This window comes from Streptomyces ambofaciens ATCC 23877 (assembly GCF_001267885.1).
GTDB lineage: Bacteria > Actinomycetota > Actinomycetes > Streptomycetales > Streptomycetaceae > Streptomyces > Streptomyces ambofaciens.
Window position 1 is genome coordinate 7351001 of record NZ_CP012382.1, and the last position, 22124, is coordinate 7373124.

General features: G+C 73.2%; 22 protein-coding genes and 5 pseudogenes. 11 read left to right on the forward strand and 16 right to left on the reverse strand.

What is annotated here, in order from left to right; all coding sequences use genetic code 11:
• Positions 1–106: 106 nt before the first annotated feature.
• A complete protein-coding gene (locus SAM23877_RS32330; protein WP_053140946.1) occupies positions 107–1585 on the forward strand; it encodes a hypothetical protein in 1479 nt (492 codons plus the stop codon).
• A 95-nt stretch (positions 1586–1680) separates the two neighbouring features.
• On the forward strand, positions 1681–2190 hold the full coding sequence (locus SAM23877_RS32335) for a DUF5709 domain-containing protein (protein ID WP_053140948.1): 510 nt from the start codon (positions 1681–1683) through the stop codon (positions 2188–2190).
• Positions 2191–2277: 87 nt separating this feature from the next.
• On the opposite strand, the gene SAM23877_RS32340 is transcribed toward SAM23877_RS32335, so the two are convergent.
• From SAM23877_RS32340 to SAM23877_RS32350, 3 genes are all read right to left on the reverse strand, one after another.
• On the reverse strand, positions 2278–2499 hold the full coding sequence (locus SAM23877_RS32340) for a hypothetical protein (protein WP_053140950.1): 222 nt from the start codon (positions 2497–2499) through the stop codon (positions 2278–2280).
• Positions 2500–2743: 244 nt separating this feature from the next.
• A complete protein-coding gene (locus SAM23877_RS32345) occupies positions 2744–3862 on the reverse strand; it encodes a PP2C family protein-serine/threonine phosphatase (protein WP_053140952.1) in 1119 nt (372 codons plus the stop codon).
• A gap of 60 nt (positions 3863–3922) precedes the next feature.
• Positions 3923–5137 (reverse strand): glycoside hydrolase family 64 protein, encoded by a 1215-nt coding sequence (locus tag SAM23877_RS32350; RefSeq protein WP_053140954.1) that lies wholly within the window; start codon positions 5135–5137, stop codon positions 3923–3925.
• A 387-nt stretch (positions 5138–5524) separates the two neighbouring features.
• Here SAM23877_RS32350 and SAM23877_RS32355 point away from each other — a divergent pair, with 387 nt between their 5' ends.
• The 4 genes and pseudogenes from SAM23877_RS32355 (at position 5525) to SAM23877_RS42185 (ending at position 7220) form a co-directional block, all read left to right on the forward strand.
• A complete protein-coding gene (locus SAM23877_RS32355; RefSeq protein WP_053140956.1) occupies positions 5525–6424 on the forward strand; it encodes a GNAT family N-acetyltransferase in 900 nt (299 codons plus the stop codon).
• A 125-nt stretch (positions 6425–6549) separates the two neighbouring features.
• Positions 6550–6657: pseudogene (locus SAM23877_RS42285) on the forward strand (transposase); the annotation flags it as partial.
• Positions 6651–6885, forward strand: a pseudogene (locus SAM23877_RS42180) (transposase); the annotation flags it as partial. The pseudogenes SAM23877_RS42285 and SAM23877_RS42180, both read left to right, overlap by 7 nt.
• A 29-nt stretch (positions 6886–6914) precedes the next feature.
• A complete protein-coding gene (locus tag SAM23877_RS42185; protein ID WP_425314791.1) occupies positions 6915–7220 on the forward strand; it encodes an SDR family NAD(P)-dependent oxidoreductase in 306 nt (101 codons plus the stop codon).
• Here the strand turns inward: SAM23877_RS42185 and SAM23877_RS39360 are convergent.
• Together SAM23877_RS39360 and SAM23877_RS32365 are read right to left on the reverse strand one after the other, a co-directional pair.
• Positions 7133–7318 (reverse strand): hypothetical protein, encoded by a 186-nt coding sequence (locus SAM23877_RS39360; RefSeq protein WP_107408689.1) that lies wholly within the window; start codon positions 7316–7318, stop codon positions 7133–7135. The genes SAM23877_RS42185 and SAM23877_RS39360 overlap by 88 nt on opposite strands.
• A complete protein-coding gene (locus SAM23877_RS32365; RefSeq protein ID WP_053140958.1) occupies positions 7315–7740 on the reverse strand; it encodes a hypothetical protein in 426 nt (141 codons plus the stop codon). The genes SAM23877_RS39360 and SAM23877_RS32365 overlap by 4 nt, the downstream gene beginning before the upstream one ends.
• Positions 7741–8049: 309 nt before the next feature.
• Here SAM23877_RS32365 and SAM23877_RS32370 point away from each other — a divergent pair, with 309 nt between their 5' ends.
• Positions 8050–8247: an alpha/beta fold hydrolase gene (locus tag SAM23877_RS32370; RefSeq protein ID WP_053140960.1), complete on the forward strand. Its 198-nt coding sequence runs from the start codon at positions 8050–8052 to the stop codon at positions 8245–8247.
• 22 nt (positions 8248–8269) lie between these two features.
• Here the strand turns inward: SAM23877_RS32370 and SAM23877_RS32375 are convergent, their stop codons facing one another.
• The 5 genes and pseudogenes from SAM23877_RS32375 to SAM23877_RS32390 form a co-directional block, all read right to left on the reverse strand.
• Positions 8270–9484 carry a glycosyltransferase gene (locus SAM23877_RS32375; RefSeq protein ID WP_053140962.1) on the reverse strand — a complete coding sequence of 405 codons (1215 nt, stop codon included), beginning with the start codon at positions 9482–9484 and terminating at the stop codon, positions 8270–8272.
• Entirely contained in the window at positions 9472–10281 is an 810-nt protein-coding gene (locus SAM23877_RS32380) for a MerR family transcriptional regulator (protein ID WP_053140964.1), read from the reverse strand. The genes SAM23877_RS32375 and SAM23877_RS32380 overlap by 13 nt, the downstream gene beginning before the upstream one ends.
• Positions 10282–10309: 28 nt before the next feature.
• Positions 10310–10649: pseudogene (locus tag SAM23877_RS41520) on the reverse strand (hypothetical protein); the annotation flags it as partial.
• Between the two features lie 135 nt (positions 10650–10784).
• A complete protein-coding gene (locus tag SAM23877_RS32385) occupies positions 10785–11666 on the reverse strand; it encodes a hypothetical protein (protein ID WP_053140966.1) in 882 nt (293 codons plus the stop codon).
• A 185-nt stretch (positions 11667–11851) separates the two neighbouring features.
• On the reverse strand, positions 11852–12394 hold the full coding sequence (locus tag SAM23877_RS32390) for a GNAT family N-acetyltransferase (protein ID WP_079030569.1): 543 nt from the start codon (positions 12392–12394) through the stop codon (positions 11852–11854).
• 25 nt (positions 12395–12419) lie between these two features.
• Between SAM23877_RS32390 and SAM23877_RS40610 the strand changes: the two are divergent.
• Positions 12420–12534 (forward strand): annotated as a pseudogene (locus SAM23877_RS40610) (IS5/IS1182 family transposase); the annotation flags it as partial.
• On the opposite strand, the gene SAM23877_RS32395 reads toward SAM23877_RS40610, so the two are convergent.
• From SAM23877_RS32395 to SAM23877_RS32405, 5 genes and pseudogenes are all read right to left on the reverse strand, one after another.
• Positions 12505–12999 (reverse strand): GNAT family N-acetyltransferase, encoded by a 495-nt coding sequence (locus SAM23877_RS32395; RefSeq protein WP_053140969.1) that lies wholly within the window; start codon positions 12997–12999, stop codon positions 12505–12507. The pseudogene SAM23877_RS40610 and the gene SAM23877_RS32395 sit on opposite strands and share 30 nt — an antisense overlap.
• 71 nt (positions 13000–13070) lie before the next feature.
• Positions 13071–13214, reverse strand: a complete 144-nt coding sequence (locus SAM23877_RS42190) for a hypothetical protein (protein ID WP_244903099.1) — start codon at positions 13212–13214, stop codon at positions 13071–13073.
• 110 nt (positions 13215–13324) lie between these two features.
• Positions 13325–13528, reverse strand: a complete 204-nt coding sequence (locus SAM23877_RS42195; RefSeq protein ID WP_053140971.1) for a hypothetical protein — start codon at positions 13526–13528, stop codon at positions 13325–13327.
• Between the two features lie 105 nt (positions 13529–13633).
• Positions 13634–13808: pseudogene (locus tag SAM23877_RS42200) on the reverse strand (transposase); the annotation flags it as partial.
• Between the two features lie 15 nt (positions 13809–13823).
• Positions 13824–14708 (reverse strand): Gfo/Idh/MocA family protein, encoded by an 885-nt coding sequence (locus tag SAM23877_RS32405; RefSeq protein WP_053143079.1) that lies wholly within the window; start codon positions 14706–14708, stop codon positions 13824–13826.
• Between the two features lie 416 nt (positions 14709–15124).
• On the opposite strand from SAM23877_RS32405, the gene bdeA reads away from it, so the two are divergent.
• The 3 genes from bdeA to SAM23877_RS32425 all read left to right on the forward strand — a co-directional run bounded on the left by bdeA (position 15125) and on the right by SAM23877_RS32425 (position 20537).
• Complete coding sequence (gene bdeA / locus SAM23877_RS32415; RefSeq protein ID WP_053140975.1) at positions 15125–16045, forward strand: bis(hydroxyethyl) terephthalate hydrolase; 921 nt, start codon at positions 15125–15127, stop codon at positions 16043–16045.
• Between the two features lie 219 nt (positions 16046–16264).
• Positions 16265–19132: a helix-turn-helix domain-containing protein gene (locus SAM23877_RS32420; protein ID WP_053140978.1), complete on the forward strand. Its 2868-nt coding sequence runs from the start codon at positions 16265–16267 to the stop codon at positions 19130–19132.
• Positions 19133–19250: 118 nt separating this feature from the next.
• Positions 19251–20537 (forward strand): PucR family transcriptional regulator, encoded by a 1287-nt coding sequence (locus SAM23877_RS32425; protein WP_053140979.1) that lies wholly within the window; start codon positions 19251–19253, stop codon positions 20535–20537.
• A gap of 228 nt (positions 20538–20765) precedes the next feature.
• On the opposite strand, the gene SAM23877_RS32430 is transcribed toward SAM23877_RS32425, so the two are convergent.
• Positions 20766–21968 carry an IS110-like element ISSam1 family transposase gene (locus tag SAM23877_RS32430; RefSeq protein WP_053126455.1) on the reverse strand — a complete coding sequence of 401 codons (1203 nt, stop codon included), beginning with the start codon at positions 21966–21968 and terminating at the stop codon, positions 20766–20768.
• Between the last annotated feature and the right edge of the window lie 156 nt (positions 21969–22124).

Consider the following 22124-nt stretch of genomic DNA (forward strand, 5'->3'; position numbering starts at 1 on the left):
ACACAGGTTAGTTTGACCTTGTTTTCCGGGTTTCCGGGCTCCCGCCACCGGCGGCAGGAGGTGAGGACCGAGCGGCTCCGCGACGAGCGGGGGTGAGGGGTGCACGATGGCCGACGGCGCGAACGCCACGCTGGCCGGCGGACGGCGGGGCGAGGCGGACGCGACGTCCGGCACCCCGCGGCGGCTCGGCGGTGACGCCCTGCTCGCGGCGGTGGCCGGCGTCTTCACGGTGACCCAGCTGATCTTCGTCCACCCCGGCATGGGGCTCGGCTGGGACGAGACGGTGTACGTCAGCCAGGTCACCTCCCACCACCCCGCCGCCTTCTTCAGCGCACCCCGCTCCCGGGGCGTCTCCCTCCTGGTGGCGCCCGTCGCGTCCTGGTCGTCGTCGACCGAACTGCTGCGCGTCTACCTCGCGGTGCTCTCCGGTCTCGGCCTGTATCTCGCCCTGCGGTGCTGGAAGGGCCTCTTCCCGGCCCGCGTCCTGGCCACGGCCGGCGCCTTCTTCGCCACCCTGTGGGTGACCCTCTTCTACGGTCCGCAGGCCATGCCCAACTACTGGGTGGCCGTCGGTGCCCTGATCTGCGTCGGCTGCTTCCTGCGGGCCTGGCAGGGGCTGCCCGGACGGGCCGCGCCGTGGGGCGTGGTGGCCGGGGCCGCGCTGATGGCGTGGATGCGGCCCACCGACGCCGTCTGGGTGACGCTGCCGCTGCTGGTGCTCGTCCTCGTGCGCCGCCGCCCACTGCTGCTGCTCGCCCTGGTGGGAGGCCTCGCGGCCGGGGGAGTGGAGTGGGTGATCGAGGCCTACGGCTGGTACGGCGGTCTCGGGGAGCGCCTGTCCCGGGCCTCGGAGATCCAGGGCGGCCTCGGCTGGAACCTCGCCGTCGACGACCAGATGCGCAGTCTGGGCGGGCGGGGTCTGTGCCGCCCGTGCACCGGAGCGATGCCGCACCCGGTGGTGACGGCGTGGTGGGTCCTGCTGCCCTTCGTCGCCGTCCTCGGCGTGGCCGTCGCGGTGCGGGCCCGGCGTGCCGCGCGCACGCTGATCCCGTTCGCGTGCGCCGGGACGGCCGCGCTGCCGTACCTGCTCATGATCGGTTATGCGGCGCCCCGCTTCCTCCAGCCCGCCTACGCACTGCTGGCCGTCCCGGTCGCCGACGCGCTGTGGCACCTGGTCCGCACGGAACGCGGCCGGTGGCGGCCGGTGGCGGCGACCGTGGTCGCGCTCGCGCTCGCCGGGCACCTGGTGGTGCAGCTCACCGTCCTCGAGGGCACCGTGGACCGCAACGTCGAGAGCCGCCGTGACTGGTCCCGCGTCGCCGGCGAGCTGCACCGGCTCGGCGTCCGTCCGCCCTGCCTGGTCATCGGTCACGAATCCATCCCCATCGGCTACTACGCCGGTTGCTCCTCTGGCGCGACCAGCGGCAACAACGAGAACACCACCGCCGCCGAGATCCTGGACACCGCCCGCCGGGTCCCGGTCGCCGCCGTCACGGGCCCCGGGGGCACCACGCCCGGGTACGCCCGCGACTGGACCCCGCACCGCGTCACCGACCTGACCGTCCGCGTGGCACCCCGGCGCTGAAGATCACGGACCGGACCGGGTTAGAGATCGCGTATCGGGAAACGCGAACCGGACACCGAGACCACGAGCCGACGCAGCGCGAGAGGGAGGCAGCGATGGGCACGGACCCGATGGCCGACGACGTCTACCAGCCCACCGGAACCAACGAGGAGCAGGAGGACGCCGCGCCCCTCGACCTCCAGGACGCCGTCGACGAGCGCAGCTACGACGACACGCTCGACGAGGGCTACTCCCCACCGGAGAAGCCCCTGGGCGTGACCAAGCACGGCACCACCGCCGCCGAGCAGCACGACGGCGAGACGCTCGACCAGCGGCTTTCCCAGGAGGTGCCGGACGTGTCGGCGCCCGCCGGGGACGGAGTGGGCGACAAGCCCGACGGCGAGGGCGAGCCGGTCGACCCCGAGGCGGGCACCGAGCGCTCCGGCCGGCTCGTCGCCCCCGACGAGGGCGTACGGGCCGACACGACCAAGGAGACCGTCGCCGAGGACGTCGGCATCGACGGTGGTGCCGCGGGGGCCGAGGAGGCCGCCATGCACGTCGTGGAGGACGAGACGGTACTGCCGGACCGGGAGGACGACCGGACGAGCCCCGGCCGGACCGCCTGACCCGCCCGGCGGGACCCACCCGCCACCCGGCCCGGACCGGTGCCCTGCGCACCGGTCCGGGCCGCGTGCTGTCCGGTGGCCGCCGGTTCAGGGCAGCAGCTTGTCGAGGGCCGCGGGACCCTCCTCGTCCAGCTTGCGCCGGGCCCACTCGAGGTTCTTCGGGGTGACGTCCCGGCCGGCCGCGAGGACGAGGTCCTCCGGCGAGACGTCGGTGCCGGTACGGGTGTGGAGCAGGGCGTCGGGGGTGGCGCGGTCGTCGTCCGTGCGGGCTGCGGACGGCCGCGAGGCGTCGGGCTGTGACGTCGACATGATCAGTGCTCCTCGGATCCGGGTCGCTGCTTCGGTGCCGTGCTGTTGTCGGTCCCGAATATCCCGATATCACCATTCAATGCGGAAACGCCCCCCGCATCCGGAGGACCGTCGCTCCGAGGTGCCGCCCGGCACGCCGCGACGAGTGAGGGGACCCGTCGACCGTTCCGCCAGGCCGGACGGGCGGCGACTCGGACGGCTCCCGCCGCGCCTGGACGCCGAGGGGAGCACGGCCCGGGCGGCCTCAGGGGCCCGGCGGGAGCGAAGGAGCGAGGACGAGCATCGTGACGTCGTCCTCCACGTCCGGGCTGAAGCGCACGAGGTCGGCCCAGACGCGCTCGGGAAGCCCGGCGAGCGCTCCCCGGTCCTCTCCGGAGAGGACGGCCAGCCGGTCGGCCAGCGGGTAGAACGCGCCGCTGCCGTCCCTGGCCTCCACCACCCCGTCGGAGGCCAGGAAGAGCCGGTCACCGGGGCGCAGGGCCACCGTGCGGGTCTCGATCGCACCGGCGTCCGCGAGCCCGAGCCCGAGCGGGGTCCACGGCGAGACCTCCAGCTCCGCGGCCTCGGCGCCGCGCAGCAGAAGAGGCGGCGGATTGCCGCAGACGACGACGCGTACTTCCCGGCAGTCCGCGGAGAACTCCAGCAGGGCGGCCGTCGCGAACAGCTCGGCGTGCCGCGCGTCCGCCGAGTCCACCGTCAGCCGCCGGTCGAGCCTCCCCGCCACCGAGGCGAGGTCGGGCTGGTCGAGGACCGCCTCGCGGAACGCCCCCAGCAACGAGGCGACCGTGGACACCGCCGACAGGCCGTGCCCCTGCACGTCCCCCGTCACGACCCGCACCCCGAAGGGACCGTCCCGCACGTCGAAGAAGTCGCCCCCGACCAGGGTCCCGCGCTGCGCCGCCCGGTAGAGCCCGGCGCAGCGCACCGTCCCCACCCGCTCGGGCAGCAAAGGCGCGAGGGCACGCTGGGCGGCCTCGGCGACCGTGCGTTCCAGGTCCAGCTGGGCGTCACGGCGACTGCGCACGAAGGACACGAACACGCTGAGGGCGGCGACGAAGGCGACGGTCAGCAGATCGGTGTCGCCCGGCCGGTTCAGCTGGAAGGCCGGGACGTGCAGCAGGGCGACCACCACGCCGCCCATCGCGGCGGTCGCCAGCGGGCTGTAGGACAGGACGGCCAGCGGCGGGATGGCACCCAGCAGGAAACCCACGTCCAGCGGATCGCGGCTGATGAGCGTCGCCGCGCAGATCGCCACGAGCAGGGCCGGCGGCAGCATCCGCACCCAGCGGGGCGGCGGAGCCCCGCTCAGCCAGCTCCGCCGGTCCTCGCCCCGGCGCGGTGGCCGGGCCGACACCTTTCGCACACCACCACGCTCCTACGCCGCCCCGGCTCCCGCACGCCGAGCCGGGGCGGCGGGCGGGAGCTAGAAGGCGGTGAGCGTCAGCCGGAGGCCGGTGGGCGCGGTGTCCTGGATGTAGGAGGCGAAGTCGGCCACGTCGTCGAAGGCGAACCCGTAGGCCCTGCCGTCCTCGGTCGCCGCGTGCACCGCCTTCGCGTAGTGGTTGGTCAGCGCGGTCCCGTAGAACGTCGCGGGATCGGTCGTCGGCTGGTCGGCCGAGGAGACCAGCGTGGAGCGGTTGAACCCGGCGCCGAGGACCGCCGCGACCGGACCGGTCGTCCCGTCGTTCGGCGCCGCGAGCGCACCGTCGCAGAACAGCACGTCCCGGGTGGACGGCCGGGCGAAGGAGACCTGGGCGGGTCCGTCGAAGGTCAGCCGGTCGCCGCGCACCCGGCCGGTGAAGGTGCCGGCGTTGGTGGTGATCCTGAGGTCCCTGCCGGTGTAGGTGCTCCACACCTCGTCGATGTACGGGGCGAGGTAGTCCTCGGGGAACAGCCCGGCGTCCAGACCGTGACCCGGCGCTATCACCCGGGTGTCGCCCACGACCAGCGGCGCGAACTCCTCGACCCGCCGCACCGCCTCGAAGACGGCCGCCCGCCCGCCCGGGCGCACGGTGCCGGTCGTCTGGTCCTTGGCGCCGGTCAGCCGGATGGCGAGCGGCACGCTGAACATGTCGACCATGGTGGTGTTGCAGAACATCCCGGCGGAGTTGTAGGTGAACTCCGCGCAGTCGTGCAGCACCCCGTGGTTGGGGTCGGACGCGACCCAGCCCGCGGGGTACTGCAGCGCGGGGTTGCCGGCGCCGTCGGCGACCACCTTGAACCTCAGCTTCTCGCCGAGCGACACATAGATCCGGCCGGAGAGGTACGGCAGTGACAGCGTTGTCTCCCCGCTGCCGGCGAGGCTGATCGCGTAGTCGGTGTAGCCGTCGGCGCCGTTGTCCGACAGCGCCACGGGCGCGACGGTGCCGTCGGGGGTGACGCGCACCTGGCGGCCGTCCTGGTTGCCGACGATGTAGACGTGCACGTCGGCGTTGCCGAAGGAACCGGTGCTGTTGACGATCGTCAGCGGCAGGGCGGCCGCGGCCTCGGCCCGGCCGGCGGCCGTGGAGCCGTCCGGCGTGACGCCCGCGAGGGCGTGCGGGGCGAGGGCGGCGACGGCGGGGGCCGCCACGACCGCTCCGCCGAGGGCGACGAGCAGCTTGCGGCGGCCGAGGGGGCGCTGGTGACGAGGAGTCATGTGGGGGGTCTCCAGAGTGATCGGGGCATGACGGCGTGAGGGCGGGAACGGCTGAGAGCGCTCTCACGCCGGGCCCGATGGTACGCAGAACGCATGGCCCGGCCAACCGTCTCCACACGACCTCAAATCCTCGACCCCGCACGTCACTTGAGATCGCCCGCGCCGCCCGGACCACGCTTAAGCGGTGTTTAAGGCCCACTTAATCCGAGTCGGAAACCGGGTGGTCCCACCCGCCCCGCACCCCGTACTGTGTGAGTCACGCCCCGAGGCCGACGGAAGGAGGGCAGAGCCGTGCAGTTCACGTCACTCCCGCGCTCCCTCCCCGTAGCCCCGGCGTACCTCGTCTGACCGGGAGCGCGTCCCGCATCACGCATCCCGGAGGAATCCGTGACCGATCTGGTCATCCGCGCGCTCGACGAGAGCGACGCCCGTCTTTTCGACACCCTGCCCGACCCGCTGGGCGCCCGCGAGGGCCACCGGCTCACCCGCCACCGCCCGGACTGGAAGCGCGTCGCCCTGCGCGACGGCGCCGTCGTCGCCCGCGGCGCCTGGTGGGGCGGGCCCGACGACACCGAACCCGTCACCCTCAACTGGTTCGACGTGGCCGAGGGCGAGGAGGAGGCCGGAGCCGAACTCCTGCGCACGGCCCCCTGGCAAGTGGAACTGGAACTCAACCCGCCCGGCACCTGGCGCGACGAACCCGCCGTGCGCGCCGCCACCGAGGCACGGTTCGCGGCCGCACGGGCGGCCGGGTACGACCTCCTGGTCGAGCGCTTCCTGTACCGGTGGACACCGGAGTGCGGACTGCCCGGGCGGCCGGGCCGTCTGGACTTCCGCCCCGAACCGGACGACGCCGTCTTCTTCGACGCGCTGCGCCGCATCCACTCCGTCACCCTGGACGCCCACGCGCTGATGGACATCGAGCAGGGCGGACTCGACCGGGCCGCGCAGGCCGAGCTCGACTTCTTCCACTGGTGCCCGTCGCCGCGGGAGTGGTGGCAGGTGGCGTACACCCCGCAGGGGGAACTCGCGGGCATCCACGTACCCGCGCACAACCCGTCCGGCCCGTGCGTGGGCTTCATCGGCGTCCTGCCCGAACACCGCGGCCGGGGGTACGCCTTCGACCTGCTGGCCGAGTGCACCCACTTCCTGGTCGACCGCGGCGCCGAGTTCGTCTCCGCCGCGACCGACCGGGGGAACACCCCCATGGCCGCCCACTTCGCCGAGGCCGGCTATCCGGTGGTCCGGGAGAGGATCAACTTCCGTCCACCGGCGGCCGGTCGGTAACCGTCACGGGGAAGCCGGCCCGGAGCGCGGGGAAATCCCGGGCGCCGGGGCCGGCTTCCCCGGCTGCGGGCCGGTTCGGCGCGCGTCGGGCGCCGCTCCCCGCGGCCGGCCCCGGGCCCTGGTGGCGCGGGCTGCTGCTGGACGGGCGGCGCAAGTCGGTGGAGCCGATGGCGGCCCGCCTCGGAGGGGACGGCGACCGGCAGGCGCCGACCCACTTCATCACCTCCATCCCAGAGGAGAACGGGACCTGCCTTATGCGGTCGGCGTCTCCGGCCGTCACACCGCGCATTCCGGCCGATGCCCGGCCCGTCCAACCGGTCTGTGCGGGCACCGGGCGCCCGCCGAAGACGCAGTACCCCGAGCCTGCGCGGACCGTGAAGGACCTGGTCATCGCGGCCGGCCGGACGGCGGCCCGGCCGGTGTCCTGGCGGGAGGGATCCCGGCCGGGCAAGGCCGCGACAAGAACCGCGCCGATACCGCCGTTGCGGAACTGCGCCGCTCCAGCGGGGACGAGAGGGTCGCTGCGATCACAGCCGACATGTCCCGCCTGTGCGACGTCCAGCGACTCGCTCACGAGGTCAGCGCCCGGACCGGTGGTGTGGATGTGCTGATGAACAACGCCGGCGCGACCCGATCCCACCGCGAACTGACCGAGGACGGCATCGGGACCGCGTTCGCGCTCAACGTGCTCGCGCCGTTCTGCCTCACTCACTGGCTGATGCCAGCCCTGACGGCCTCGGGGCCGGCCCGGGTCATCAACATCACGGGCGGCATCCCCCCGGCAGGCACGCCGTAACCTTCGGCGGCAGCTCGGGGCTGCAGCAGGAACCGGGCGCCGATGAACAGCACGAAGAGGCCGAGGACGGCCGCCAAGGTGTAGGCGGTGACGGTCATGTCAGGGCTCCATCACCGCCGCGGTGATCCTGGGCATGTGTCGGGCTGCGGCGGGGGACGAGCACCAGCACGCTCAGTCCGAACATCAGCACACCCAGGGGCACGTGCAAGGACGGAACGTGGGCGATGCCGAGCAAGACCTGAGCCGAGGCGAGGACGAGGAAGCCCGAAGCGTGCCAGACGGGCCGCAGCGAGCCGCCGCCCGGCTTCCACGCCAGCACCGCCGCGAGCACGTACAGCATGGTCGCGCCGTACATCACGCGGGCTCCCACACTGTGCAGCGTCTCTCCGTAAGCGGAGGTCAGCAGTAGACCGGCGGACACGGCTTGCAGAAATATGGTCAGCGTCTGCAGAGCGCCCGCGGACCTGAGGAACAAAGAGTGACGACGCCCGTTCACTGTTGGTGACACCTGAGTGGCCATGTCACGATCTCCTTTTCTGCCCCTGGGGCAGTAGACGTGTGCTGATCTCGGTCCTTGGCCCGCATGCGGATCGTCCTGTACGAGGCAGGCGAAAGGAGGCCGACGAGAGGACAGCTGGCGCGTAGTCGGTACGCGGCGGCGAGGTGGGAGCGGTTACTTCTCGCGCCACCTGCCCAACCCTTCGTGGCCGCACAGCGGCACCGGTCAGCTCGCTCGTGCCTGCTGGTGGGGTGCGGTACCGCGGTCAGGAAGCTTCGGACCGTCTCCAGTTCGCTCCTCGACCCCACCCAGGTTCCGACCCGCCCCCGGGTGGCCGACCTTCGCATACCCGTCCTGGTCCTGCTCGCCGAGTACAGTCGCGCTCACCATGCCGGGAAGGTCGCCGACCGAGCCTGCCGGATGCTCCAGCAGGGCAAGGTGGTGGTACTGCCCGGAGCCACCCACCACTCGCTGTCCTTCACCGCGCCGCAGCAACTGAATGAACACCTGACGGTGTTCCTGGGCTGATACGGATCCACTCGGACTGGTGTCATCCATCAGTCATCTGCTGGATGGTTTTCAGTGTCTGACCTGCTCCGTTCTCGGCCGCCAGATGTTTCCCCGCGCTTGCGGCGGCTCGGTGGTGTGCCTGCTGTCTCACTACGCGGTCAAGCGAGTCGGCAAGCCGTTCAGCGGTGAGGGACCGGAAGGGGATCGGGTCGGTGGCGGCGCCTAGGGCGGCAAGCCGCGTCGCCCAGAACGGCTGGTCCGCGGTCACGGGGACGGTGACCGCGGGCACTCCGGAGCGCAGCGCGGCGGCGGTGGTGCCGGCCCCGGCATGGTGGACCACCGCAGCCAGGCGCGGGAACAGCAGTGCGTGCGGTACGTCCCCAAGGGTGAGCACGTCGTCCCCGTCGGCGGCGAGTCCGGCGCTGCCGGCCTGGAGGACGCCGCGCAGCCTGGCGCGGCGCAATGCTCGCACAGCGATCTCGCTCAGCCGTTCCCCGTCGCCGGACGCCATGCTCCCGAAGCCGATGAAGACGGGCGGGGGACCGGCACCCAGAAAGTTCTCGAGTTCAGCAGGAAGACGCTGGGTCGCATCGTGATGGGGCCACCAGTTGCCTACGACCTTCAGACCGGAGCGCCAGTCGGAGGGACGGGGCACCAGGGCTGTGCTGAAGCCGTGCAGGATCGGCCAGTTCGCTCGGTCCTGTCGTCGACGCACCTCGGCAGGGGAGGCCGCAGGGAGCGCAAGGCGCTGGCGCAGCTGTGCGGTCGCCTGTGTGTAGACGCGGTCGGCCATCCGAAGTGCGAAGCGTCCGGCGGCCCGGTTGGCGAGACGGCCCAGTGAGCGGGAGCCTGTCACGACGGGCGGGAAGTCGCCGGTCGGTGCGGTGGGCTGGAGGTAGACGCCGATGCTCGGTGTGCCCGTGGCCTCGGTGAGGTGCCAGCCGAGCGGGGCGGTAGTGGTCGACAGCAGGAGCAGGTCTGTGCCCTTGTCCACCGCGTCGGCGAAGCCCTGACCCAGTTCGGTGATGAACGCGGCAGCCGTGCGCATCAGTTCACGTCTACCGGTGCCGCCGCCACGCCCACGGGTGTCGGCGGGCAGACTGCGGAACTCCAGCCCCGCCTCGCGTACGAGGGGTGCGAAGGTGTCGGTGGCGGCGAGGACGACGTCGTACCCGGCCCGGCGCAGCTCGACGCCCAGACCCGTGTAGGGCGCGACGTCGCCGCGCGATCCGGCCGCGGCTATCAGGATCCGCATCTGTCCTCCTCGAAATCGGCGGCGCCACCCGCGTGGCGGGCCGCGTTGGCGTAAACCGCCTTGCGCGTAAAGGCGGCCAGCCCCGGGCGTTGCTGCGAAGGCGGTACGACCAAAGCGAAAGCGCGCGGGTCGGTGACGAAGTCGTCCGCGATGCGCCGGTGCATGTCGGGCGGGCACGAGGTGAACCAGCGTGCGATGTGCAGGCGGTGTTCCTCGGCCAGGTCTATGGCCCGTCCACCGTCGCCCGGCTCCCCCTCGTCGAAAACCGCGAGCAGCTCCGCGCGCCAGGCTGCTGCTTCGCTCATGAGCTGGCGCCAGTCCTCCTTGGTATGGGCGCCCGCGCGGGCCATCGCCTCGCGCTGTCCCTCCGATCGCGCCCATTTCATCTCTGCCTCGGTGGCGTAACTCAGGTCGAAGGCGACCTCACCGAAGACCTCGAAGCGTTCCTGAGGAGTCAGGGTCACCCCGGTCTTCTGGACTTCTATGGCCCGTTCCGCCACCTCGGCCAGCCGCTGCAGCCGGGCAATCTCCTCATGCAGCTGCCGCTGCCGGGCCCGGAGCCGCTCCAGAGGGTTTACCTGCGGATCCTTGAAAATCGCGGCGATCTCGTCGAGGGAGAAGCCGAGCTCGCGGTAGAACAGGATCTGCTGAAGACGGACCAGGTCGGCCTCACTGTAGAGCCGGTATCCGGCGTGGCTGCGGTCACTGGGTGACAGCAGTCCCGCCTTGTCGTAGTGATGCAGGGTCCGCACTGTCACCCCGGCGAAGGCCGAGACCTGCCCCACGGAGTAGCTCATCCACCCGCCCTTTCGTCGGCATACAGCCTCAAGCCTGACGTAGGGGGAGGGTCAACTCGGCACGCGTCCGTCGAGTCTGTCTCACGTGGTCGGCGAGTCCTAGGCACCGAAACGGATGGGGGTCAGGAAAGCCGGACGTCTGCCGCAGGGCTGCCACCTCCGTCTCGTTGGCCGTCGGTCCCCAGCGCAGCTTCGTGCCCATCTACGGCGACGTACCGGCAGTGCACCTCGGCGGCCGCCAGCATCCAAGGAGCCGGGTCCTGATCGGCCTTCGACCGGTTCGAGCGGGCCGTGCCAGCCACCACAGAGGCCTGCGCGCTCTGATCGTTGACATACGCCTCACGCCGTTGCGCCGTCCAACCGGAGGATCGGGGCCCCAGGACGGTGCTGTCTGGTGGGGGTGAGGATGCGCAGCTGGTCGAACGGCAGCCCGGGAGCGGGGGCTCGCAGTGACGGGCGGGACGAAGGTCCCGGCTGCCGTGACTGAGGCGGCCTGGACGCGTTCAACGCCGGGTCATGATGCGCAACTCCCCATCGTCCGGGTCGCCGAACAGCACAAACAGTTCCGGCTTCAGTTCGGTGCCGCCGATCGTCCAGTACGTCTCCTGGCCACACTCGCCGTCGAGGCGTACGAGGACGCCGTCGCGGTCGGTGTCCCGAAAGTCACTCCCCTCTTCGCGCGTCCACGTGCCGGTCCCGTCGCACAGGGAGAAGTCACCGTCGTTGTGGGCCGGCACGCGGGTCAGCTCGGCCTGGCCGTCCGGAGCCAGCCGCAGCACACCCCCGTCCGCGTCACGCCAGTCCCCGACGAGCTGCCCGTCGGACAGCTCAGGTGGTTCGTAGTGGCCGGCCAGTGGGGCCGCCGACACTCCACACACGACGAGGAGGAGGACACTCGCGCCCGCGGAACGGAGCCAGACACCCCACGATCCCCACGGGCGTCCGCGCAGGAGGGCGAGGCCCAGCACCGGCAGGGCGCCGACGCCGGCGAACCACGGGAGGGTGTCGGCGACCGGCCATCCCCACACCGCATGACCCAACGCCGCCCACACCGCGCCGATCAGCGCGGATCCGGCCAGATGCCAGGACCACTCCGGTCCCCGGGCGGTGCGGGGCCGCAGGCGGGCCAGGGTCGCGGCGGGCATGATCTGCACGGTCGCGTGGAGGAGGCCAAGCAGCGGCAGGATCAGCAGCACGCAGAAGATGCCCAGGTAGGCGCCGCCGCCCTGGTCGTAGTCGTCGCGGCCTGCCTCCATGGCGAACCACCACGCCAGCCACACCAGCGGCAGTTGTCCCGCGCACAGCGCGGCCGCCCGGTTCCACTCGTCGTTCGACCAGGTGAGCCGCCGACGCCCGCTGGGATTCTCCGTCTTCCCCCACCCCATGCCCGCAGCTTACGACCCGGGACCATGACCGTGGCGAGAGGGTGCTCCCGATGCCGTCTGCGGGGCTCGAGACTTGCTACGCGGGTTCACGCGGGATCGCCGGCCTCCAACTCGCCTCGCTCATCCTCCGGCTCCGCGAACCGTGATCGTTTTGCCAGACATGACCTAGCCCCGAACTTCGCAGGTCACTGTCTCAGGTCTGTGGCATCCGTTGCTGGGCGGCCCAGCGTTCGTTGCATCAACAAGGTGTCGATCCAGCGGTCATGCTTGTAGCCGACGGTGGCCAGCCGGCCTACGTCGGTGAAGCCATAACGGCGGTGCAGCGCGACGGAGGCGTCGGTGTCAGCGTCGGCGATGACGGCGATCATCTGCCGTACGTGAGTCCGAGCACAGGCGTCCAGCAAGGCGTCCAGCAGTGCTCCGCCCAGACCTCGGCCTGTCCGGCCGGGGGCGAGGTAGATCGAGTTCTCGACAGTGTGCCGGTAGGCGGGCTTGGGACGCCAAGGGGCCGCGTACGCATAGCCCACGACGTCGCCGGACAGTTCGGCGACCAGGAACGGCAGGTTCTGGGCGGCGAGGTCGTCGAGACGCTGGCGCCAGGCGGCCACCGGTGGAGGGGTCTCCTCGAAGGTGATCACGGTGTGGCAGACGTAGTGCGTGAAGATCTCGGCCACGGCGTTCAGGTCGGCCGGGACCGCCGGGCGGATCACTGACTGAATGGCTGTCACACCGGGGAGTGTAGGACGTGCTGACTTCGCCCGCCTGAAGCAGTTCCCTGCGATCGCCACGAAGTTCGACAAGCTCGCCGACCGCTACCCCCGCCGGACTCGTCCTGGCCTCATTGGCCGTGTGGCTCCGCGAACCGGCTGGCTGCTCTTTTGTCACGCACAGCCAAGGCCGGCTCGCGCACCATGAACACGTCCACCGGTTCCTCGGTCTCAAGTGTGAATCCGTGCCGCTCATAAAGCCGCTGGGCCGGACTGCCTTGCAACACGTTCAGCCGAACCCGGGTGCCATCGCGGTCACACCGCTCCAGCAACTCACGCAGCACAGCGGTACCGATGCCACTGCCCTGCAGGTGCGGAGCCAGGTAAAAGTGCTCCAACCAGTGGGCGTCCTCGGCAGGCCGCAGCGACACACAGCCAGCGAACAGACCACCCACGTCGATCACCCAAGTGTGCGCCGGCTTGAACCCCTCCCGCAGCCGCTGCCGTACTCGCTGCTCGTCGTACCGCCCCACCCGCTCCAGATCTGTCCGCAGCACCACGGCCCGCAGCTCGGCCACCGGCTCGACGTCCGCCATCGAAGCCAGCCGCATCACCCAGTCCCCCATGATCGCCAGGCTACCGCGCCAAGCGCAGGTGGCGAGGAGTGTCTGGAGCTTGCCGACAACTTGGTAGAGGCTCAGGCCTGCGCCGTGTCTCTTGGGTGACTGGCCAGTCGTTGCAGGGTGCACAAGGCGTGGGCGACGGAGACGAGGGTGACGTGGTGGTGCCAGCCGGCCCAGGTGCGGCCCTCGAAGTGGGCCAGGCCCAGGCCCTGTTTCATCTCGCGGCGATGCGCCAGCGGAGCTTGGCCAGCCGCACCAGGGTGGCCAGCGGCATACCGGAGGGCAGGTCCGACAGCCAGAACTGAACCGGTTCCGGCTCGGTGGTCGGCTATTCGGCCAGCAGCCACCGCTCGGGCAGCTCCGGATCGTCGACGGCCTTGCGGACACCGCGTCCGGCCGGGCGGATGCGCAGGGCGACGAATCGCGAGTACATGCGCTTGAAGCCACTGCGCCCCTTGCCCGGCCGGGATCCTTCCCGCCAGGACACCGGCCGGGCCGCCGTCCGGCCGGCCGCGATGACCAGGTCCTTCACGGTCCGCGCAGGCTCGGGGTACTGCGTCTTCGGCGGGCGCCCGGTGCCCGCACAGACCGGTTGGACGGGCCGGGCATCGGCCGGAATGCGCGGTGTGACGGCCGGAGACACCGACCTGGCAGTCGGTGACCTTGCCCGCGGTGCCGGTGTACTGCCGGGCCACGCATGCCGAGGCGTCTCCATCCGTCAGGAACCCGGTGTCGTCGACGATCAGCGCTTCCGGGCCGATCGCCTCGTGCATCCGCCAGGTCAGCCGGGCCCGCACATGCGCCGCATCCCAAGGGATGACCGAGCCCTACCAGCGCCCGTTCAGCAGGGTCTCCGCCTCGGCGAGGACCTCGGTGACCCGCAGACCGAACGAGGCGTCGCACGGGTGCGGCTGCCCGCCCCCGGCGGAGGCGAGGAGCGCGTCCGCGGCCCGCATCAGAGCGGGCACCGGACCCTCCGCGCTCTCCGGGAGGAGTGTCACGCCGGCCCGGCCGCGCAGCTCCACCGCCGCGCCCGCCGCGGCGGGCGGCGCCGACAGGCTGAGCGTGAGCGAACTGGACGCGCCACCGGCGTGGTCGAGGACCAGGTGAACGGTGTCCCCGGGCCCCGGCACGGCGGCCGTGACGCGCGTGGCGTCCCCGAGGACCGGCAGCAGCACGGACAGCGCGTGCGGCCCCACGTCCCACAGGGCGCCCTTCTCCCGCCGCCACGGTGAGTCGGCGAACGGGCTGTCGCCGGTGAACACCGCGCCGAGCCACTGCGCCCGCGCCGTGAACCACCCGTCCACCGCGGCCTGTTCGGTGATCCACGCCTCGGTCTCGGGCTGGAACCGGGCAGTGAAGAAGACGACCGAGGCGACGCCGCTCGCCCGTACCGCCTCGACCACCGACCGCCCCTGCGCCACCGTCGCGGCGAGCGGCTTGTCGAGCAGCAGATGGCGCCCGGCCCGCGCCGCCCGCACCGCCGACTCCGCCTGCACCGCCGGAGGCAGCGCGATCGCGACGGCCTCCACGTCGGCGAGCAGGGCGTCGACGTCGGCGTAGGCGCGTGTGCCGTGCCGGGCCGCCAACTCCTCGGCGGCGGACGCGCGGCGGCCCCACACCCCCACGAACTCCAGGCCGTCGTGCCGGCGCAGGGCGGGGGCGTGCGCCATGTCCGCCCAGGGGCCGGTGCCGAGCAGTCCGATACGCATGCGTCGCCTCTCCACGGTGCCGGACCCGACTCCGGGACCGGCCGTTCCTCCCGGACGGCCGGCGTACGCCACACCGGCCGTCGCCGAGCGTGTCACACCGGCCGGGCGCTCGTCGTCCCCCTGCACAGGGAGTCGCCTGGGCGAAGCGTCCTGCCCGCCAGGGTGGCCCGGGCCGACCACGGTCGGTCCACGTACTCCCCGTACGGGTGTTTCCGCAGGCCACGGCCCTGGCCGGCGTCGACGGCCAGACCACTGGTGATTCTGCCGATCCCGCCGGCCGCCCCGCCCGCCGACAGTGGCACCGCCAGCTCACCGGCGAGGCCCTCCGGCGGATGCTCCGGGACGCGACCCCACGTGTCCCGGACGTGTGCGACCACCGGGCGGTTCCCTCGCCACGACCGAGAGGACGACCCCTCGTGCAGCAGAACCCCCACACCCACGCCGCGCGTCCGGCATGGCGCGGAACGCGGCGGCGGATGGCCGGCATCACGGCGGCGGTCGCGGCCGTCGTCGGGCTCAGCACCCTCACCAGCCCGGGCGCCCAGGCCGCCGACAACCCCTACGAGCGGGGCCCGGCACCGTCCCAGTCCAGCATCGAGGCCCTGCGCGGCCCGTACTCCGTGGCGGACACCAGCGTCTCCTCGCTCGCGGTCACCGGCTTCGGCGGCGGCACGATCTACTACCCGACCGACACCAGCGACGGCACGTTCGGCGCCGTGGCCGTCGCGCCCGGCTTCACCGCGTACCAGTCCTCCATGTCCTGGCTCGGTCCGCGGCTGGCCTCGCAGGGCTTCGTCGTCTTCACCATCGACACCAACACCACGCTGGACCAGCCCGACTCCCGCGGCCGGCAGCTCCTGGCGGCCCTGGACTACCTCACCGAGCGCAGTTCCGTCCGGGCACGGATCGACAGCAGCCGGCTCGGCGTCATGGGCCACTCGATGGGCGGAGGCGGCTCCCTGGAGGCCGCGAAGTCCCGCCCCTCCCTCCAGGCCGCGATCCCCCTGACCCCCTGGAACACCGACAAGAGCTGGCCCGAGGTCAGCACCCCGACGCTGATCGTGGGGGCGGACGGCGACACGGTCGCCCCGGTCGCCTCCCACGCCGAGCCGTTCTACTCCAGCCTGCCGTCCAGGACGGACCGGGCGTACCTGGAGCTGAACAGCGCCACCCACTTCTCGCCGAACACGTCGAACACGACGATCGCGAAGTACAGCATCTCCTGGCTCAAGCGGTTCATCGACAACGACACCCGCTACGAGCAGTTCCTGTGCCCGCTGCCGAGGGCGAGCCTGACCATCGAGGAGTACCGGGGCAACTGCCCGCACACCTCCTGACGCTCCACACGGCACCATCCGGCGGCGGTCGCGGGCACGTGGCGACCGCCGCCGGCGCGTTGTGCCGGCGCCCGGCCCCGGAACGGGACCGCTGGGCGCCGGCACAGTGCGTGACATCGGCCGTACGGCGCACATCCGCAGGTGACATGCCCCACGGCCCGGCGGGCCGGGCGGACCGATGGCTTCCGCGTCAGGTTACGCGCGCGTAACCTCCCGGGAATGACCGGAGAGACGACCGTACACACGGCCGTGCGGATCCACGGCCGGAGCACCCAACGGCAGGCGGTGCGTTCCCTGTTGGACGGGCTGCGCACCCACAGCGGCCACCTCGTCGTGGCCGGCGAGCCCGGTCTCGGCCGGACCGCCCTCCTCCAGTGGGCCGCCCACTCCTTCCGCGCCGGTCCCGTGCTCCACCTCGGGACCGGCCCGCACGGCACCGCCGAGGAGCTGCTCGACTCGCTGCGGGCGACGGCGGGGGAGGGGCCCGCGCTCGTCTGCGTCGACGACGCCCACCTGTGGGATCCCCCGGCCCGGGCCGCCCTCGGCCGCGCGGCGACGCGTCTGCACACCGCGGGCCGTGTCGGCCTGCTGCTCTCCGTCGCCGGACACCGCGCCGTCGACCCGGACTTCGCCCACCTGCCGGTCGTCCGCCTCGACCCGCTCGCCCGGCCGGAGGCCGACGCCCTGCTCGACGAGGTGAGCGACGGCGCCGTCGATCCGGCGGTCCGCGAGGAGCTGCTGGCCGGGGCGGAAGGGAACCCGGCCCTGCTCCTCGCCCTCGTCCGCCGGCTGTCGCCCGCCGAACTGCGCGGGCACCGGCCGCTTCCCACCCCGCTGGTCGACGCCGGGAGCCTGGCGGAGGTCGCGGGCGGGGCGCTCGCCGGCACGCCCGCCGACGCCTGGGACCTGCTGCTCACGGTGGCGGCGGCCGCCCGGGCCTCGGACGAGCCGGACGTCGCCGCCGACGTGGCCTTCGACGCCGTACGGCACCTGCGGCCGCAGTCCTCGACGGCTCTCTGCGTGGACGCCCTCCCCGAACCCCTCGCCCTGGCCGACGAGCGGCTCCGCTTCCACGGGCCGCTGGTCGGCCGTACCGTCCACGCCACCGCCGCGCCGGACCGGCGCCGTGCCGCGCACCGCGCGCTGGCCGACGTGCTGGAGGCAGGGGGGCACCGGCTCCCGGCGCTGCTGCACCGCTCCTGGTCCCTCACCGGTCCGGCATCCGAACCGTCGCTCGCGGACGGGCTCGCGGCGGTGGCCGGCGACGACACGGTGACGGCCTCCCACCGGCTGCGCGCGACGGCGTACACCCGTGCCGCCGAACTGACCGCCGACGGCCCGGCCCGGACGGAGCGGTACACGGCCGCGGCCGAGCAGGCCCTGCTCGCCGGCCGCCCCGACCGGGCGCGTCACCTGCTCGCGGCCGCCCGCGGCTGCGCCGCACCGGACGAGGTGCGGGGGCGGGCCGAACTCGTGCGCGGGCTGACGGAACTCAGGGACGGGCCCGTCGGCGACGCCCACCAGTCCCTCCTGCTGGCCGCGTCCCTGCTCGCCGAGGACGCCCCCGCCGCCGCGGCGGCCGCCGCGCTGGCCGCCGCCGACGCGGCCTGGGCGGCGGGCGACCTGGCGGCGTGTCTGGCCACGCTCGCCCCCGGGCCGCCGCCCCACCCGGACGGGACCCGTGCCCCCGGGCGCGCCGCGGCCCCGCGACCCGCCGGGCCCGCGGACGCGAGCGCCGTGGCACCGGGTGCGGGAGGGCCACCGGGACCGCGGGAGAGCGCCGCCGCGCCGACCGAGCCGTCGGACCCGGCCGCCGGAGCCCGGCGCGCCGGGCGGGCGGTGCCGCACCCCGACACGGTGCGCGACCACCGTGTCGGCATGCGGGCGTTGCTCGAAGGGCGGCTCGACCGGGCCGCCGTACCGCTCGGGCACGTGGTCGAACGCGCCCGGACCGACGACCGGCCCGAGGGCCTGCTGCGATCGGCCGCGGCCGCCCTGCTGCTCGGCGACGCGGACGCCGCCCGCCGGGCCGGCGCGCGGGCGCTGGCCGCCGCCCGGCAGCTCCGTTCGGAGGCGCTGGTGCCGCAGGCCCTGGAATACCTCGCCTACGCCGAACTGCGCGCCGGGCGGCACCCGCAGGCCCGCACCCACGCGGAGGAGGGACTGCGCACCGCGCTGCGGACCGGGCAGCGCAACACCGCCGCCCACCACCGGGCCGTACTGGCCCTCGCGGCGTCGATCGAGGAGGAACCGGAGGCCGTGGCCGAGCATGTGTCCGCCGCGCTCGCCACGGCCCGGCGGCACGGTCTGGCCCAGGCCGCCACGTTGGCGGAGTGGGCCGCGGCCCGGGCCGATCTCGGCCGGGGGCGCCCGCTGGACGCCGCCGACCGGCTCGGCCTGCTGGTGCTGCCCGGGCCCGGGCGCGGGCACTTCGCGGTGTGGCGGCTCGCCGTGCCCTGTTTCGTGGAGGCGGCGGTCCTCGCCGGGCGCCGGGAGGACACCCGTGCCGTCCTCCCGGACTTCGCCGACTGGGCGGCGTTCGGTGCCGATCCGCAGGCCGCCGCCCAGCTGGCCCGCTGCCACGCCCTGCTCGCCCCGCCGGAGCGCGCCGACGACCTCTACCGGCACGCGCTGGCCCGGCACGAGGAGGCGGGCGGTGACTTCGAGCGGGCCCGCACCGCGCTGCTGTACGGCAAGTGGCTCCGCCGGCGGCGCAGGCCGCGTGAGGCCCGCGGCCGCCTCGGCACCGCGCTGGCCGGCTTCGACCGCTGCGGCGCCGGCATCTGGGCGGCACAGGCGCGCGGCGAGCTGCGGGCGCTCGGCGCGGCACCGCGGCCCGGGGGCGCCGGAGCGCTGACCGGCCTGACACCCCAGCAACTGCGCATCGCGCGGCACGTCGCCGAGGGCGCCACCAACCGCGAGGTCGCGCTGACCCTCGCGGTGAGCACCCGCACCGTCGACTACCACCTCCGCAAGGTCTTCGCCGCGCTCGGCGTACGGTCCCGGCTGGAGCTGGCCCGCATGGTCGAGCACGCCGAACAGGCCGGAGAGGCCGGTCAGGCCGAAAAGACCGGTGCACAACCCTAGGGACCGACCGGACGGTATGCCATCCTTCGGGGCAGGACGAGTCAGGGGGCATACCCGGCACGGGCGGACAGCCCGTCGCGGGCCGCCCCCGCAAGCCCTGGCCCCGGGGAGGACCGCGATGCAGCACGCCGTACGGTCACGAGCAGCGATCCGCACCGGGCTGACGCCCGTTCCACGCCCGCGGACACCGAGCGTCACGTCGTTGATGGACGCCGACGCCCTGCGCGTCCTGCACCGGGCGGCCCGCGCCCTGCTGGACGACCTGCCCGGTCTGACCGACCGGCTGGTGGCGCTGCTGCAGGAGCAGGAGCCGGCCTACCGGGTGGCTGTCACGAAGGACCCCACGGCCACCTGGCAGGAGGCCCACCGCTCGCTGCGGCACAGCGTGGCCTCGCTGCTCGACCCCCGCGCCGCCCGGGACGCGGCCCGCCGCTGCTCCTGGCGGATCGGCGCCGCCCGGGCCGAGCAGGGACTCCCGCTGGACGCCCTGCTGCACGCCTTCCGCCTCGGCGGCTCCCTGGTGTGGCAGCGGCTGGTCGAGGAGACGTCCCGGACCGCCCCGGAGGACGTGCGCCTCCTCGTGCACGTGGCCGCCGACGTGTGGAACTTCGTGGACGAGCACTGCACCCTGGTGGCCGACGCCTACCGGCAGACCGAGTGGCAGCTGAGCCGGCGCCGCGAGAACCGGGCCCGGCTGCTCGCCGCCGGCCTGCTGGACGGCACCAGCCGCATCGCGGACCTGCCCGAGACCGCCCAGGCGCTGGGCCTGCCGGAACAGGGCCGGTACGTCGTCGTGGCCGTCACCGGCGGGCACTCCGCCCGCCCCGACGCCGCCCGCGCCGCGGCCGTACCGCCCGGCGCCCGGGTCCACTGGCACGCGGGGGTGGAGAACGACTACGGCATCGTCCTGGTCGGCGCCGACGACGACGGACTCCCCGAGGCACCGGAGCCCGCGTCGGGCCAGGACGCCGGGCTTCCCGGGCTCCGGATCGGCATCGGCAGTCCCGTCGACGGGCTCGCCGCCGTCGGCGACGCCCGCAGGTCCGCCGACACCGCCCTGGACATCTGCCCCGAGACCGGCGGCACGGTCAGGCTCGCCGACCACCTCCCCGCCGCCCTGGTCGTCTCCAGCCCCGGTCTCGGCCGCGCCCTCGCCGAGAAGGTGCTCGGTCCCCTGCTGCGTCTTGAGCCCGCGGACCGCGAGGTGCTGCTGGACACCCTCACGACCTGGCTCGACTGCGACGGCTCGGCGCAACGGGCGGGCGAACGCCTCTACTGCCACCGCAACACGGTCCTCAACCGCCTGCGCCGCTGCGAGCAACTGACCGGCCGCTCCCTGGCCCGCCCCGCCGACCTGGTCGAGATGAGCTTGGCCCTGACCGCCCGCCGGGTCCTGCGCGACTGAACGAGGCACGACTTCCCCCGGACGCCGGCCGGCGCGCGCCGTGCGTCTTCGCCGGCTGCGGGTGCCGCTCCGGGGTGTGACGCGGCCGGGGGCGGGGGGCGCGTTTCGTGTGGCTTCGCGGAGTCGTGGTTGCCGCGCCGGAGTGTCATGCGCCGTGGGCGGGGGCGCGTTTCGTGCGGCTTCGCGGAGTCGTGGTTGCCGCTCCGGGGGGTGCCTCTATGTCCTTCGTCAAGCGAGTCGAGGGCTCCTCGGCTCGTAGAAGGTTCCGTCGCGGAGCAGGGCGAACAGGACGCTGATGCGATGGCGGGCGAGGCGGAGGAGGGCCTGGGTGTGGGTTTTGCCGCGGGCTCGGCAGCGGTCGTAGTAGGTGCGGGAGGCGGGGTCGTGGAGGGCTGCGAACGCGGAGAGGAACATCGCTCGTTTCAGCTGCCGGTTGCCGCCTCTGGGGGCGTGCTCGCCGTGGATCGACGTGCCGGACTGCCGGGTTACCGGGGCGAGGCCGGCGTAGGAGGCCAGGTGGGCGGCGGTGGGAAAGCTGCTGCCGTCGCCGACGGTGGCCAGGAGGACTGCGGCGGTCCTGACGCCGATGCCGGGCATCGAGGTCAGGACCTGGGAAAGAGGGTGGGCCTCCAGCAGTGCCTCAATCCGCGTTTCCAGGGCCCGGCGTTGTTCGTGAACGGCGGCCAGCGACTTCGCCAGCGACGGGACGATCACGTCGAGGGTGCCGGTGCCCGGGACGACGACGGTCTGCTCGTCGAGTGCGGTGAAGGTGTCGTCGACCAGCCGCTCGGCCATGCGCGGGGCTCTCGGGCGGACGACCTCGACCAGCTTGCGGCGGCCCGCTTTGCGGAGTGCTTGCGGGGATCCGTAACGCTCGAGGAGCCAGGTCACTGCCGGATGGTCCAGGCGCGGGCCGAGGACGCGCTCCAGGCTGGGGTGGAACTGGGTGAGCAGGCCGCGGATGCGGTTGGAGGTGCGGTTGGCCTCGCCTGCGAGGTCCTGGTCGAAGCCGACCAGCATGGTCAGCTCCGCGGTGACCTCATCGGTCAGGTCGAGGGTGCGCAGGGTGTGGGGCATGGTGCGGGCAGCGTCCGCAATGACCGCGGCGTCCTTCGCGTCGGTCTTGGCCTCGCCCGGGTAGAGGTCGGCGATCCGGCGCATCGCCAGTCCGGGCAGGTAGGCGACCTGGCAGCCGGCGTCCCGGGCGACGGTCAGTGGGAGGGCGCCGATGGAGGCGGGCTGGTCCACGATCACCAGGACGGTGCCGAACTTGGCCGTGAGCTTGTCGAAGACAGCCCGCAGCTTCGGTTCGCTGTTCGGCAGCTGCTTGTCGAACACCTTCTTCCCGGCCGGGGTCAGGCCGTGGCCGTGATGCGTCTGCTTGCCGACGTCCAGGCCCAGGAAGACGCCCACCCCGTCGATGCTGATCACCGTGCCCCCACATGTGTCGATGCGTGCCGGCCTCAAGGTCGGGAGCCGTTCTCGCGCATCCACGTTATGCAGACCTGCCGCCCGCGAGCGGCCTGGCATTGCGCCCGGCCGGACGGTGGTCGGACCTCTGATCAGCGTCTCCGACGGCACCCCTCG